This window comes from Vibrio sp. Isolate33, from assembly GCF_022397895.1.
GTDB classification, from domain to species: Bacteria; Pseudomonadota; Gammaproteobacteria; order Enterobacterales; family Vibrionaceae; genus Vibrio; species Vibrio pomeroyi.
The window spans coordinates 61,670-75,110 of record NZ_JAKEUP010000011.1; the positions used below are offsets into that span (position 1 = coordinate 61,670).

General features: G+C 45.6%; 10 protein-coding genes. 9 read left to right on the forward strand and 1 reads right to left on the reverse strand.

All coding sequences use genetic code 11. The annotated features are described in order from the left end of the window. Positions 1–55: 55 nt before the first annotated feature. Positions 56–436 carry a holo-ACP synthase gene (gene acpS / locus L1D37_RS15725; RefSeq protein ID WP_176680449.1) on the forward strand — a complete coding sequence of 127 codons (381 nt, stop codon included), beginning with the start codon at positions 56–58 and terminating at the stop codon, positions 434–436. A 129-nt stretch (positions 437–565) separates the two neighbouring features. Here acpS and barA read toward each other — a convergent pair whose 3' ends face one another. After that, the gene (gene barA, locus L1D37_RS15730; protein ID WP_239848414.1) at positions 566–3,379 is read right to left on the reverse strand and encodes a two-component sensor histidine kinase BarA; all 2,814 of its coding nucleotides are present in this window, start codon (positions 3,377–3,379) and stop codon (positions 566–568) included. A 165-nt stretch (positions 3,380–3,544) separates the two neighbouring features. Here barA and rlmD point away from each other — a divergent pair, with 165 nt between their 5' ends. From rlmD to ispF, 8 genes are all read left to right on the forward strand, one after another. Beyond that, on the forward strand, positions 3,545–4,864 hold the full coding sequence (gene rlmD / locus L1D37_RS15735; protein WP_239848415.1) for a 23S rRNA (uracil(1939)-C(5))-methyltransferase RlmD: 1,320 nt from the start codon (positions 3,545–3,547) through the stop codon (positions 4,862–4,864). A gap of 134 nt (positions 4,865–4,998) precedes the next feature. After that, positions 4,999–7,221 (forward strand): GTP diphosphokinase, encoded by a 2,223-nt coding sequence (relA, locus tag L1D37_RS15740; protein ID WP_176680446.1) that lies wholly within the window; start codon positions 4,999–5,001, stop codon positions 7,219–7,221. A 209-nt stretch (positions 7,222–7,430) separates the two neighbouring features. Then, positions 7,431–8,228 carry a nucleoside triphosphate pyrophosphohydrolase gene (gene mazG, locus L1D37_RS15745; RefSeq protein WP_017629585.1) on the forward strand — a complete coding sequence of 266 codons (798 nt, stop codon included), beginning with the start codon at positions 7,431–7,433 and terminating at the stop codon, positions 8,226–8,228. Between the two features lie 150 nt (positions 8,229–8,378). Then, a complete protein-coding gene (locus L1D37_RS15750; protein WP_017629586.1) occupies positions 8,379–10,019 on the forward strand; it encodes a CTP synthase in 1,641 nt (546 codons plus the stop codon). Between the two features lie 81 nt (positions 10,020–10,100). Further along, the gene (gene eno / locus L1D37_RS15755) at positions 10,101–11,399 is read left to right on the forward strand and encodes a phosphopyruvate hydratase (RefSeq protein WP_017059033.1); all 1,299 of its coding nucleotides are present in this window, start codon (positions 10,101–10,103) and stop codon (positions 11,397–11,399) included. A 558-nt stretch (positions 11,400–11,957) separates the two neighbouring features. Continuing rightward, positions 11,958–12,239 (forward strand): cell division protein FtsB, encoded by a 282-nt coding sequence (gene ftsB, locus L1D37_RS15760; protein ID WP_017633218.1) that lies wholly within the window; start codon positions 11,958–11,960, stop codon positions 12,237–12,239. Further along, positions 12,239–12,940 carry a 2-C-methyl-D-erythritol 4-phosphate cytidylyltransferase gene (gene ispD, locus L1D37_RS15765; protein WP_176680443.1) on the forward strand — a complete coding sequence of 234 codons (702 nt, stop codon included), beginning with the start codon at positions 12,239–12,241 and terminating at the stop codon, positions 12,938–12,940. The genes ftsB and ispD overlap by 1 nt, the downstream gene beginning before the upstream one ends. A gap of 2 nt (positions 12,941–12,942) precedes the next feature. Next, positions 12,943–13,422 carry a 2-C-methyl-D-erythritol 2,4-cyclodiphosphate synthase gene (gene ispF, locus L1D37_RS15770; RefSeq protein WP_239848416.1) on the forward strand — a complete coding sequence of 160 codons (480 nt, stop codon included), beginning with the start codon at positions 12,943–12,945 and terminating at the stop codon, positions 13,420–13,422. The last annotated feature ends 19 nt before the right edge of the window (positions 13,423–13,441 follow it).

Sequence of the window (13,441 nt, forward strand, 5' to 3'; positions counted from 1 at the left end):
GGCACTAAGCGATGTGCAGTGAATCATTAGATAGAAGTTAAGTAGTAGAGGAAACATGGCAGTTGTTGGATTAGGTACAGATATCGCAGAAATCGAACGTGTCGAGAAGGCGCTGTCGCGAAGTGGCGACGCTTTTGCTCAACGTATTTTGACGGATTCTGAGTTTGAAGTATTCCAACAGTTGAAGCAAAAAGGCCGTTATCTTGCAAAACGCTTTGCCGCTAAAGAAGCAGCATCTAAGGCGTTAGGTACGGGGATTGCGCTGGGTGTGACCTTCCACGACTTTGAGATTTCAAACGATGAGCATGGTAAGCCAGTATTGAGCTTACACAAGAAAGCGCGTGAAATTGCAGAGGCGAGTGGCACAACATCAATTCACCTGACGATCTCAGATGAACGCCACTACGCTGTGGCAACCGTGTTACTCGAATCGTAATTGATTGCGGCTAACCTGAATCTAATGTTTGATTAGCGACTCGCTACAAAACAAAAAAAGCAGAGCTTATGAGCTCTGCTTTTTTATTGACTGGAAAACCGTTTAACGATTTTTTTGAACAACTATTCGTTAAGCCTTCGCCGGTTTCAAATAGTGAATTGCTGTGGCTTGAACTTTCTCTAGCTCATCCTGAAGTTCAAAAAGCTCCGGCTCAATATCTTCAACAGAAGTGCCTGAACGTAGTTCTTTTTCTATCGTTGCACATACCGATTTTAGCCTTGGAACGCCACTGTACGAGCTGCTGCCATGCATCTTGTGGATGATGTGTATCAGTTGTTCAACAGGGTAGTCGCTGTCTTCAATGGCTTTCTCTGCGGCCTCATAAACCTCAGGAATGAAATCGACTAGCATTTGAAGCATATCGCGTGCGAGGTCTTCTTTATTGGCGGCTTGTTTCATTGCCGCTTGCCAATCAATGATGATGTTCTTGTGCACACTTGCTTCCGTTTCTGACACTTGGCTGTTATCGATTTCAGCCGAGACTGCTGGGTGGTCTGGGTTTATCTTCTCGATGTGCTCAACCTCTGAGGTCGGGCTCCAGTGAATCAAAACCTGCTGTAACACATGCTCTTCAATTGGCTTGGTTAGGTAATCATCCATACCCGCTTCAAGCAGTCGGTCACGCTCGCCAATCATCGCATGAGCGGTCACGGCAATGACTGGCGTATTAGCATTGTTCGCCAGCTTCTTAATATTCTCACAAGCCGTCACACCATCCATTTGTGGCATTTGAATATCCATAAAGATGATATCAAATGGTGTTTCTGTCGCCTTGTCGATCGCCTGCTGTCCGCTAGTACAACTGATAACGGTTTCTACACGCTCTTTAAGCAGCGCGGTAATCAACTTAAGGTTGGCTGGGTTGTCGTCCACGGCCATTACAGTAAGCGGTAGCTTCTCTTCAGAATGGGTTTCAATCGCTGGTGCTATCAAGGTTGGCGCTTGGTTAGACACCAAAGTTTGCAGTAGCTTCTTACGAGATAGAGGCTTGGTGATGCACTGTACATCAACCTCTTTCATTAGTTGTTCACCTAGTGCGAGCTCGGTACTTGGCGTACCAATGATCACGTTCTGAGCAATCTTCTTCGCCCCAATTGCCCAGCCGCTTACGGTATCAAATTGGTAATCTTGGTTGGCCGCAAGGTTAAGTAGAACGTAGTCGTATGAGGTCGACTCGTCCGGCATCACTGAACGGTAGGTAACGACTAAGCCTTCTTGAGTCAGAATTTGCTGAGTAATTGAAGCTGCTTGCATGTTTGGTTCGATAAGCAGCAGTTGCTTGTCTTGCAGACATTGAGTCTCAATCAGCTCGGTCATTGGCATATCGGTGGTCGAAAGCCTTAAGGTGAACCAGAAGGTTGAACCTTGGTGCAGGCGACTGGTTAGACTGATCTCACCACCCATTTGGCTAACAAGCTTCTGGGTGATTACTAGACCTAGGCCTGTACCGCCATAGCGACGAGAGATACTCGCATCCGCTTGGCTGAAGGCTTGGAATAGCTGAGCTTGTTGACGCTCAGAGATACCAATACCGGTATCACGAACCATGAACTGTAGCTCGATGTTGTCTTCGCTTTGCGAGCGCAGTTCAACACTGATATCAATGTTGCCACGTTCAGTAAACTTGATTGAGTTACCAACGAGGTTGGTTAGGATCTGCTGGATACGCAGTGGGTCACCAACAACGCCTGGTGGCACTTTCGGATCGATCTTCAGCGTTAGTTCTAACCCTTTCTCATGGGCGTTGGTCGCTTGAAGGTTCACAACCTCTTCAAGACTCGCTTGGAATTCAAATGGAATGTTTTCTAGGGCTAACTTACCGGCCTCAAGTTTCGAGAAGTCCAAGATATCGTTGATGATACTCAGTAGGTTGTTCGCCGAGCGTTCAATGGTTTGTAGATAATCGGTTTGGCTGTTCGAGAGATGTGTTTTAAGCATCTGACGAGTAAAACCAATAACGCCGTTGAGTGGTGTTCTTAGCTCGTGAGACATGTTGGCCAAGAACTCAGATTTAACACGCGCCGCTTCTTGTGCTCGTTTTTTCGCGATGTCTAACTCAACGTTTTGAATCTCTAACTGTTCAAGAGTTTCACGTAGATCCGAAGTCGCTTGGTCGATACTGTGTTGCATCTCGACGTGATATTCCGACAGCGACACCGCCATCGCGTTGATACCATTTTTTAGCGAGTCCAACTCACCGTGCATTTTGCCTTCGATACGGACATCCAAGTGACCACGACGAATCCTGTCGACCATGTTCTTCATGTGCGTGATCGGTTGAGTTACATCGTGCATCAAACGGAAAGCGAACACACCAGAAAGACCCAGCCCAAGAATCAGTACCAAGAAGGCAGAGAACACCTCTTGATATTGCTGCAAACGAAGTGAAGATAGGTCTAACTCAATCGCGATATAACCAATGGCTTGGTTGGCTTGTGATTGGCCATTGGCTGAGTTGATGTACTGACCTTCCGCAATAATCGGCGTCCGAAGAATCAGCGTATTATCGAGCAGGTTCGACGAGCTCAAATGCGGGATCGGTTTATCTTTGGGATAAGTCAGGCTTTCAAAATCAGGGTGGAAGTTTGAGGTTACGAACAATTCGTGTCGCTCATCAAACACCGCAATACTGCGCACAAGCTTAGAATTCTTTCGATGCGCATAGCTAATTAGCTGACGAACAGACTCTCGGCTTTCGAGTTGCATGCCGGATTCACTCGCAATCGCCAGTGGTTCAATGATGCTAGTACCAGTGTTAACCACTTGCCCCTCAAGGTCTTGATAGCGGTTAAATGAGAAAAATGCACTCAATAGCAACCCAATAATCAGGGTTGGAGCTAGAGTTAAGGTAATTACACGGGCTCTTAAGCCATATCTGGTCATGTTCTTTAATTACATCGAGGTCTGGATATGGGAAAATAACGCACACAATGGCGGTTAAGTGAACGGTAAGCTTAATCAAAGCCGTGACGTTCGACAATGATTCCAAGACAGAATAGTGAGTCCTGGATACCAATTACTTATTAAAAGATACATTAGGCACAAGCAATGGCACGTTTTTTCCAACCAAAAAAGAAAACTCAACTCGAGACCAAGCATCAATCGGTTTTAGTTGAACGAATGGATCACAATGGCGCTGGCATCGCTTATCAGAAAAACAAACCTGTTTTCATTGATGGCGCATTGCCCGGTGAGCAGGTGGTTATTCAACTTACTGAGAGTAAGAGTAAATTTGCACGCGCAAAACTCATCAAATTATTGAAACCGAGCGAGCAACGTTTAAAGCCTTTTTGTAAACACTTTAATAAGTGTGGCGGCTGCCATCTTCAGCACCTTGGTTATGAATCTCAGATTGAGCACAAGGCACAATCTCTCACGCACTTAATGAACCAATATAAGACGGATAAGACCGAAGTTGCCCAACCGATTGTGGGTGATGAAACGGGTTACCGACGTCGTGCGCGTATCAGCCTGTTTGTTGATAAGAAAACACAAAAACTTCAGTTCGGTTTCCGCAAGAAGCAAAGTAAGCAGATCGAAAACATCACCGACTGTGCCGTGCTTGATCCTCGCCTGAATGTATTGCTGCCAAAGCTGAAAAATTTACTCAACACTTTCAGCAACCTTACCTCTTTAGGACACGTTGAATTGGTATTGGGCGATACTAGCCCTGTTATGGTTCTGCGTCACCTTAAGCCTTTGGTAGAGAAAGATGAGCAAGCGCTGATCACATTAGCGAAAGAGGAAGGCGCGACGCTGTACTCGATGCCAGAAACCGACAAATTGCTTCGCTTAGTGGGTGATGCGCCAGCTTATAAAGAAACGGGTGTGACATTGCCGTTTGAACCAAACCACTTTATTCAGGTTAACCAGAAGGTAAACCAACAGATGGTGTCTCAAGCGATTGAGTGGTTAGAGCCTAAAGCGGATGAACGAGTGCTTGACCTGTTTTGTGGGTTAGGTAACTTCAGCCTGCCTATCGCACAACAATCGGCGTTTGTGGTTGGTGTGGAAGGTGTTGATGAAATGGTACAACAGGCCACGTCGAATGCAGAATTAAACCAGTTGAGTAATACCGAGTTTTACCAAGCTAACCTTGAAGAAGACTTATCTTCACAGCCTTGGGCAAAAGAGAAATTCGATAAAGTACTGCTCGACCCTGCAAGGGCTGGAGCGAGTGGGATCGTTGATCAAATTTCAGCGTTAGGAGCGAAGCGTGTAGTTTATGTTTCGTGTAATCCTGCTACTCTAGCTAGAGATTCTGAGAGCTTAGAAAAACAAGGCTACCAATTAGCCAAACTTGGTATGTTGGACATGTTCCCACACACCAGTCATCTAGAATCAATGGCTCTCTTTATCAAGGCTTAGAGGCCCTTAAACAAGGCTTCAAAATGAATCACAAAGGCGCAGGGAAACTTGCGCTGATATCAATATGGTCGAACTAACTTGGAACCAGTTAGTCATATTGAATTGGGTATAAACAGAATAACTAGGAAGGCATGATGGTTGCGGTACGAAGCGCACATTTAAACCCAAGCGAACAGTTTGAGCTAGAAAGTTGGATTGCGTCATTGAATCAAGACGCAAAAACCTCGAATAAACTGATCAAAGTTTATCGTCACTGTGAAGAACTTTTAAAAGATCACGAGCAAGCATCGCTCTTGCTTTGGCGTGGCCGCGAGATGATCGAAATCTTGGTCACCTTGTCCATGGACCGTGCCACTTTAATTGCTGCACAACTTTTCCCTGTCGTCTCTAGCGGCGTTTTTGAGCGCGAAGCGTTTGAAGAAAGCTATGGCAAAGAAACCGTAAAGTTGATTGATGGCGTTGAAGAAATGGCGGCCTTGGGCCAGCTTAACGTGACCCTTGAAGGCAGTGCAGCCTCGGGTCAAGTCGATAACGTTCGTCGCATGCTATTAGCAATGGTTGACGACTTCCGCTGCGTAGTCATCAAGCTAGCAGAGCGAATCTGTAACCTTATCGAGGTGAAAAAGGCACCTGATGCTGTGCGCCGCGCGGCAGCAAAAGAGTGTTCTAACATCTATGCACCACTGGCTAACCGTTTAGGTATTGGTCAGCTTAAGTGGGAAATCGAAGACTACGCATTCCGCTACCAACAACCAGACACTTACAAGCAGATCGCTAAACAGTTGTCTGAGCGTCGTATCGTACGTGAACAATACATTACAGATTTCGTTGACGACTTAACGGCAGAAATGAACCGTTCAAGCATTAATGCTGAAGTCAGCGGTCGACCAAAACACATCTACAGCATCTGGCGTAAAATGCAGAAGAAAGGCTTGGCCTTCGATGAACTTTTTGACGTGCGAGCTGTGCGTATCATCGCCGACCAACTTCAAGACTGTTATGCCGGTCTAGGTGTCGTTCATACCAAATACAAACATCTACCAAGCGAATTTGACGACTATGTGGCGAATCCTAAGCCAAATGGCTACCAGTCGATTCACACGGTTGTTCTTGGCCCTGAAGGCAAGACCATTGAGATTCAGATTCGTACCAAGCAAATGCACGAAGACTCAGAACTTGGTGTTGCTGCGCACTGGAAGTACAAAGAAGGTGCTTCAAGCGGCCGCAGTGGTTACGACGAGAAAATTACTTGGTTGCGTAAGCTTATCGATTGGCAGGAAGAGATGTCGGATTCTGGCGAGATGCTGGATGAAGTTCGTAGCCAAGTATTCGATGACCGCGTATACGCGTTTACACCGCGTGGTGATGTGGTTGACTTACCAATGGGTGCTACTCCGTTGGACTTTGCTTATCACATCCACTCGATGGTTGGACACCGTTGTATCGGTGCCAAAGTGGCAGGGCGTATCGTACCGTTCACCCACAAGTTATCAATGGGCGACCAAGTAGAGATCATCACACAGAAAGAGCCAAACCCATCTCGTGATTGGCTGAACCCAACCACAGGTTTCGTTCACTCTGGACGTGCTCGTGCGAAAATCAACGCTTGGTTCCGTGCGCAAAGTCGTGAGAAGAACCTAGAAGCGGGTCGTGACATCCTTGAGGTTGAATTAGCGAAGGTTGGTGCAACTCTAAAAGATGCCGACCAATACGCGCTAAGACGCTTTAACGTGAACACGCCAGATGAGCTTTATGCAGGCATCGGTAGTGGTGACTTGCGCATTAACCAAGTGGTTAATCACATCAATGCTCTGGTGAACAAGCCAACAGCCGAAGAAGAAGACAAGAAAGCGCTAGAGAAACTGCTTGAGTCAGAAAACAAGCCAGCACAACAGAGTCGTCCTAAGAAAGATGCTGTAGTCGTTGAAGGCGTTGATAACCTAATGACGCACCTTGCACGTTGTTGTCAGCCAATCCCTGGCGACACCATCAAAGGCTACATCACTCAAGGTCGTGGTATCTCAGTTCACCGTAGCGATTGCGAACAGCTTAGTGAGCTAAGTCTACATGCACCAGAGCGCATCATTGATACGGTTTGGGGTAATGGTTTTGTTGGTTCTTACATCCTAACGTTGCGTGTTGAAGCGCTAGAGCGTAATGGTTTACTGAAAGACATCACCTCACTGTTTTCGAACGAGAAGATCAGCGTGACCACAATGAAGAGCCGTATCGACTATAAACGTCAGTTGTCGGTAATGGATTTCGATTTGGAAGTGACCAATATTGAGATCTTAAGTCGAGTGACAAGTCGAGTCGAGCAGATCAAAGATGTTATGTCAGTAAAAAGGTTGGGATAGTCTAAAATACGATCCTCGTCATTCCCGACAGTGAGGGACGAACGTGATAGGGAATCTCGCCAAGCGGTTTGAGATCCCCAACTCGCTCATTCTTCACTCTTGGGGATGACGGAAAGAATAGAAAGGTGAGTGGTTTTGGCTGCTCACCTTTTTTAGTTTTAGAAGACGTTATAAATTTAAAAATCAAAGACAGTAATAGGAAGAAAACGATGAATCACCCGATTGAACAACTTGAACAGATCATGACTAAGCTGCGCGATCCAGAAGGTGGCTGTCCTTGGGATTTAAAACAAAATTTTGAAACAATTGTCCCGCATACTATCGAAGAGACGTACGAAGTGGTGGATGCGATTCACAACAAAGACTGGCCGAATCTACAAGAAGAGTTGGGTGACTTGCTGTTTCAGGTAATCTTTTATAGCCAGTTAGCGAAAGAACAGGGGCTTTTTGAGTTCTCTGATGTGGTTGACGGCATCAATGAGAAGTTAACACGACGTCACCCGCATGTGTTCTCTGATACCGAGTTTGCCAGTGATGAAGAAATCAATGCCAACTGGGAAGCGGAAAAAGCTAAAGAAAAAGCACAAGCAGGCAAAACTCAAGAAAGTATTCTAGACTCAATACCAAACTCTCTACCTGCGCTTTCGCGTGCTACAAAGATTCAAAAGCAGGTCGCGAAATTTGGCTTTGACTGGGACTCAATTGGTCCAGTCGCTGATAAGGTTTTAGAGGAAGTTGACGAGGTGCTGGAAGAGGCACTTCAAGTCACACCTAACGAAGATTTGGTTGAAGAAGAGTTAGGTGATTTGCTGTTTGCGACGGTCAATTTGGTGCGACATTTAGGTAAAAATCCAGAAACGGCGCTGAACAAAGCCAATCTGAAGTTTTCGCGTCGCTTTAAAGGGGTGGAACAAAAAGTTCGTCAGCAAGATAAAAATTTGACCGATTTTTCACTACAACAGCTTGATTCCATGTGGGATGAAGTCAAAGTGGCGGAGAAAAGATAACCAAAGCTTTTATCATGAATTGATTTGAAGCAAAAAATAAAAAATAGCAGTGTGATAGATTTCACGTTGTGGCGATAAGGGGCTTCTGGTATATTTTCATCCCGTCCAGAAGTAGTCCATTTCCCTCATTCAACCAATTTCAGGTTAAACATGACGACAAATTACATTTTTGTTACTGGCGGGGTTGTATCCTCTCTAGGTAAAGGTATTGCTGCAGCATCTCTTGCGGCTATTTTAGAAGCTCGTGGTCTTAAAGTGACTATGATGAAGCTTGACCCTTACATCAACGTTGATCCAGGCACTATGAGCCCGACTCAGCACGGTGAAGTGTTCGTTACGGAAGATGGCGCTGAAACAGACCTTGACCTTGGTCACTATGAGCGATTCATTCGCACCAAGATGACTAAGCGTAACAACTTCACTGCAGGTCGTGTTTACTCAGACGTACTCGCTAAAGAGCGTCGCGGTGATTACCTAGGTGCAACAATTCAGGTTATCCCACACATCACTAACTCTATCAAAGAGCGTGTTATTTCTGGCGCAGCTGGCCACGATATCGCGATCGTTGAAGTTGGTGGTACGGTTGGTGATATCGAATCTCTACCATTCATGGAAGCGATTCGTCAGCTAGCAGTAGAACTAGGCCGTGAACGCGCAATGTTCATGCACCTTACTCTAGTGCCATACCTAGCAGCAGCGGGCGAAGTGAAAACTAAGCCAACGCAACACTCTGTAAAAGAGCTACTGTCTATTGGTATTCAGCCAGACATCCTAGTTTGTCGTTCAGATCGCAACATTCCTTCGAACGAGCGTAAGAAAATTGCTCTGTTCTGTAATGTGCAAGAAAATGCAGTTATTTCTATGCGCGATGTTGACTCTATCTACAAGATCCCTCAGCTTATTAAAGCTCAAGGCACTGATGAACTTGTATGTAAGCGTTTCGGCATCACAGCTCCAGAAGCAGACCTGTCTGAATGGGAACAAGTAATTTACGAAGAAGCTAACCCAACGGGTGAAGTGACGATTGGTATGGTTGGTAAGTACATTGAACTACCAGACGCATACAAATCAGTAAATGAAGCGCTAAAACACGCAGGCTTGAAAAACCGCCTAAGCGTTAATATTAAATACGTAGATTCACAAGATGTTGAGTCTCGTGGCGTAGAAGTTTTAGAAGGCCTAGATGCAATCCTAGTTCCTGGTGGCTTTGGTGATCGTGGTGTTGAAGGTAAGATTCTTGCTGCTCAATACGCTCGTGAAAACAAAGTACCGTACTTAGGTATCTGTCTAGGTATGCAAGTAGCGCTTATCGAGTACGCTCGTAACGTTGCTAAAATGGAAGGGGCGCACTCTTCTGAATTCTGTACTGAAACTAAGTACCCAGTTGTCGGTCTTATCACTGAATGGACTGATGGCGAAGGTAAAGTTGAAGAGCGTACAGAATCATCTGACCTAGGCGGCACAATGCGTCTTGGTTCACAGCTTTGTCACCTAGCGAAAGGTACGAAAGCTTACGAATTATACGGTAGCGCGACGATCCATGAACGTCACCGTCACCGTTACGAAGTGAACAACAATCTTCGTCCACAAATCGAAAAAGCGGGCCTAAAAGTATCGGGTCTATCTGCGGACAAGAAACTGGTTGAAGTTATTGAGAACCCGAACCACCCATGGTTCGTTGCTGCTCAATTCCACCCAGAGTTCACTTCAACACCTCGCGATGGTCACCCATTGTTTGCAGGTTTCGTTAAAGCGGCTGGTGAGTTCCAGCGCGGCGAGTTAGAAAAGTAAAAAGGAATACAGGTAGCTGCGTAAGTTGTGCTGCTACCTTTAAATTTGACATTTATATATTCAACGAGAAGGAAACATTCAATGTCTAAGATCGTTAAAGTTCTAGGTCGTGAAATCATCGATTCACGTGGTAACCCAACTGTAGAAGCTGAAGTACACCTAGAAGGCGGTTTCGTAGGTATGGCTGCTGCTCCATCTGGCGCATCTACTGGTTCTCGCGAAGCTCTTGAGCTACGTGACGGCGACAAATCACGTTTCCTAGGTAAAGGTGTTCTTAAAGCTATTGAAGCTGTAAACGGCCCAATCGCTGAAGCTCTAGTTGGTACTGACGCTAAAGCACAAGCTGACGTTGACCAAATCATGCTTGACCTAGACGGTACTGATAACAAGTCTAAGTTCGGCGCGAACGCTATCCTAGCTGTATCTCTAGCTAACGCAAAAGCTGCTGCTGCTGCGAAAGGCATGCCTCTATACGAGCACATCGCTGAGCTAAACGGTACTGCTGGTCAGTTCTCTATGCCTCTACCAATGATGAACATCATCAACGGTGGTGAGCACGCAGATAACAACGTTGACATCCAAGAGTTCATGATCCAACCAGTTGGCGCTAAAACTCTTAAAGAAGGTCTACGTATCGGCGCTGAAGTATTCCACAACCTAGCTAAAGTTCTTAAGTCTAAAGGCTACAGCACTGCAGTTGGTGATGAAGGTGGTTTCGCTCCTAACCTTAAGTCTAACGCTGAAGCTCTAGAAGTTATCGCAGAAGCTGTTGCAGCTGCTGGTTACGAACTAGGTAAAGACGTGACTCTTGCTATGGACTGTGCAGCATCTGAGTTCTTCGACAAAGAAGCTGGCATCTACAACATGAAGGGCGAAGGTAAAACTTTCACTTCTGAAGAGTTCAACCACTACCTAGCTGAGCTAGCGAACAACTTCCCAATCGTTTCTATCGAAGACGGTCTTGACGAGTCAGATTGGGATGGCTTCAAGCACCAAACTGAACTTCTAGGCGACAAGCTTCAAATCGTTGGTGACGATCTGTTCGTTACAAACACTAAGATTCTTGCTGAAGGTATCGAGAAAGGCGTAGCTAACTCTATCCTTATCAAGTTCAACCAAATCGGTTCTCTAACAGAGACTCTAGCTGCTATCAAGATGGCTAAAGACGCTGGCTACACTGCAGTAATCTCTCACCGTTCTGGCGAAACTGAAGATGCAACTATCGCTGATCTAGCGGTAGGTACAGCTGCAGGTCAAATCAAAACTGGTTCTATGAGCCGTTCTGACCGTGTTGCTAAGTACAACCAACTTATCCGTATCGAAGAAGCTCTAGGTTCTAAAGCTCCTTACAACGGTCTTAAAGAAGTTAAAGGTCAATAATTCCTAGTGAATTGTTAATCTAAGCTTTTTAAATGCCTCGCTTATGCGGGGCATTTTTTTGTCTGCAGAAAGGTGGAGTAAAGAATCTCTAGGTTCTAAAGCTCCTCCTTTTTACAACGAAAGCGGTCTTAAAGAAGTTAAAGGTCAATAATTCCTAGCGAATTATTAGCTTAAAGCTTTTGAAAACGCTCTACTTCGGTAGGGCGTTTTCTTTGCCTAAAATTCGTCATTCCCTAGACTGACGAAGGAAGGAATAGGGAATCTCTTATTTGCGTTTACCTCGATAGATTCCCAACTCAGTCGTTCCTCCTTCTTGTGAATGACGGGTGACGTGATTTAGGAAAGACGTTCTGTCTTTGGTTGTTTCGTCTGGAATAGTTTGTTCGTCATTATCGAGACCGATGGAGGAGGGCGTTGAGAATCTTATTACAGGTTTCGAACAACAATAATTCTCCTACTTATTGATTCCCTTACACCACATATCTCGCACCAATAAGCTCATTATGGTATATATGTGCCTTATTCTAGTTCCTTCTTTTTCAACCGGCGAAAGGTGTTATGCGAATTTTTGCTTTAGTACTGCTCATAGTGTTTGGCTGGCTACAACACACACTGTGGCTCGGTAAAAATGGTATCTCTGATTACTACGGTGTGAACAACGAAATCCAAGTTCAACAACAAGTAAACGAAAAGCTGCATGTGCGTAATGCCGAGATGTTTGCCGAAATCGACGATCTACGCCAAGGCTTAGACGCGATTGAAGAGCGTGCACGTCATGAACTTGGAATGGTAAAAGAAGGCGAAACGTTTTATCGCATCATTGGTGAGGAATCCCATTAATGTCGACTCAACTTCAAAGCGTGATTGCCGTTGTACCTGCGGCGGGCGTGGGTAGCCGAATGCAGGCCGACCGTCCTAAGCAATATCTTAAGATTAACGGTACAACGATTTTAGAGCACACCGTTGAGAAATTATTGTCTCACCCACAAGTCTCTCAGATTGTCGTCGCGATTAGCGATGATGACCCATACTACCCAGAGCTTGCCCTTAATCAGAACCCACAAGTGATCAGAGTGTCTGGTGGAAGCGAAAGAGCAGACTCCGTGCTCTCTGCTTTAGATTACATTGCAGAGCAGCAGCTTGGTGAGTGGGTAATGGTTCACGATGCTGCAAGGCCTTGTGTTCAGTTGGGTGATATCGATAAGTTAATCTCAGGCGCGATGAGCCACGATGTCGGGGCTATTTTGGCCGCGCCCGTTCGTGACACGATGAAGCGAGGTGCCCAAGGGCAGATTGAGCATACCGTTGAACGAGCCGATTTATGGCACGCACTGACGCCGCAAATGTTTAAGGCCGAGCCTCTGTGGAATGCATTGAGTGAGGCGCTTCAACAAGGTGTTTCGATTACCGATGAAGCTTCAGCTTTTGAGTGGAAAGGTTTATCGCCCGCTTTAATCGCTGGGCGTTCAGATAATTTTAAGATTACTCAGCCAGAAGATTTAGCGCTCGCTGAGTTCTATTTAAGTCAGAATAAGGAATAATGATGATTCGTATTGGCCATGGCTTTGATGTACATAAGTTTGGTGGTGAAGGCCCGGTAATTATTGGTGGCGTGAGCGTCCCTTATGAACAAGGTCTTATTGCACACTCAGACGGTGATGTTGCCCTACATGCGTTATGTGACGCTCTATTAGGTGCGATTGCTGCGGGTGATATTGGTCGTCATTTCCCAGACACTGATGATGAATGGAAAGGCGCAGACAGCCGTGAGCTATTGAAAGATGTGTACCGTCGAGTAAAAGAACAAGGCTACGTGATTGGTAATGCCGATATTACTATCATGGCGCAAGCACCAAAAATGGCGCCTCATATAGAATTTATGTGCCAAGCTATTGCACAAGATTTAGAAACCAGCATTAGTAATGTAAACGTAAAAGCCACGACCACTGAGCGTTTAGGTTTTACAGGTCGCAAAGAGGGCATCGCATGTGAAGCGGTGGTCCTAATTACCAAAAGTGCGTAAGCACCAACACGAAAAGAAC

Excerpts from the sequence above, each read along its gene's own strand:
- ispF (WP_239848416.1), top strand. The coding sequence starts at position 12,943 with ATGATTCGTATTGGCCATGGCTTTGATGTACATAAGTTTGGTGGTGAA.
- relA (WP_176680446.1), top strand. The coding sequence starts at position 4,999 with ATGGTTGCGGTACGAAGCGCACATTTAAACCCAAGCGAACAGTTTGAG.
- acpS (WP_176680449.1), top strand. The coding sequence starts at position 56 with ATGGCAGTTGTTGGATTAGGTACAGATATCGCAGAAATCGAACGTGTC.
- eno (WP_017059033.1), top strand. The coding sequence starts at position 10,101 with ATGTCTAAGATCGTTAAAGTTCTAGGTCGTGAAATCATCGATTCACGT.
- barA (WP_239848414.1), bottom strand. The coding sequence starts at position 3,379 with ATGACCAGATATGGCTTAAGAGCCCGTGTAATTACCTTAACTCTAGCT.
- rlmD (WP_239848415.1), top strand. The coding sequence starts at position 3,545 with ATGGCACGTTTTTTCCAACCAAAAAAGAAAACTCAACTCGAGACCAAG.
- ispD (WP_176680443.1), top strand. The coding sequence starts at position 12,239 with ATGTCGACTCAACTTCAAAGCGTGATTGCCGTTGTACCTGCGGCGGGC.
- L1D37_RS15750 (WP_017629586.1), top strand. The coding sequence starts at position 8,379 with ATGACGACAAATTACATTTTTGTTACTGGCGGGGTTGTATCCTCTCTA.
- ftsB (WP_017633218.1), top strand. The coding sequence starts at position 11,958 with ATGCGAATTTTTGCTTTAGTACTGCTCATAGTGTTTGGCTGGCTACAA.
- mazG (WP_017629585.1), top strand. The coding sequence starts at position 7,431 with ATGAATCACCCGATTGAACAACTTGAACAGATCATGACTAAGCTGCGC.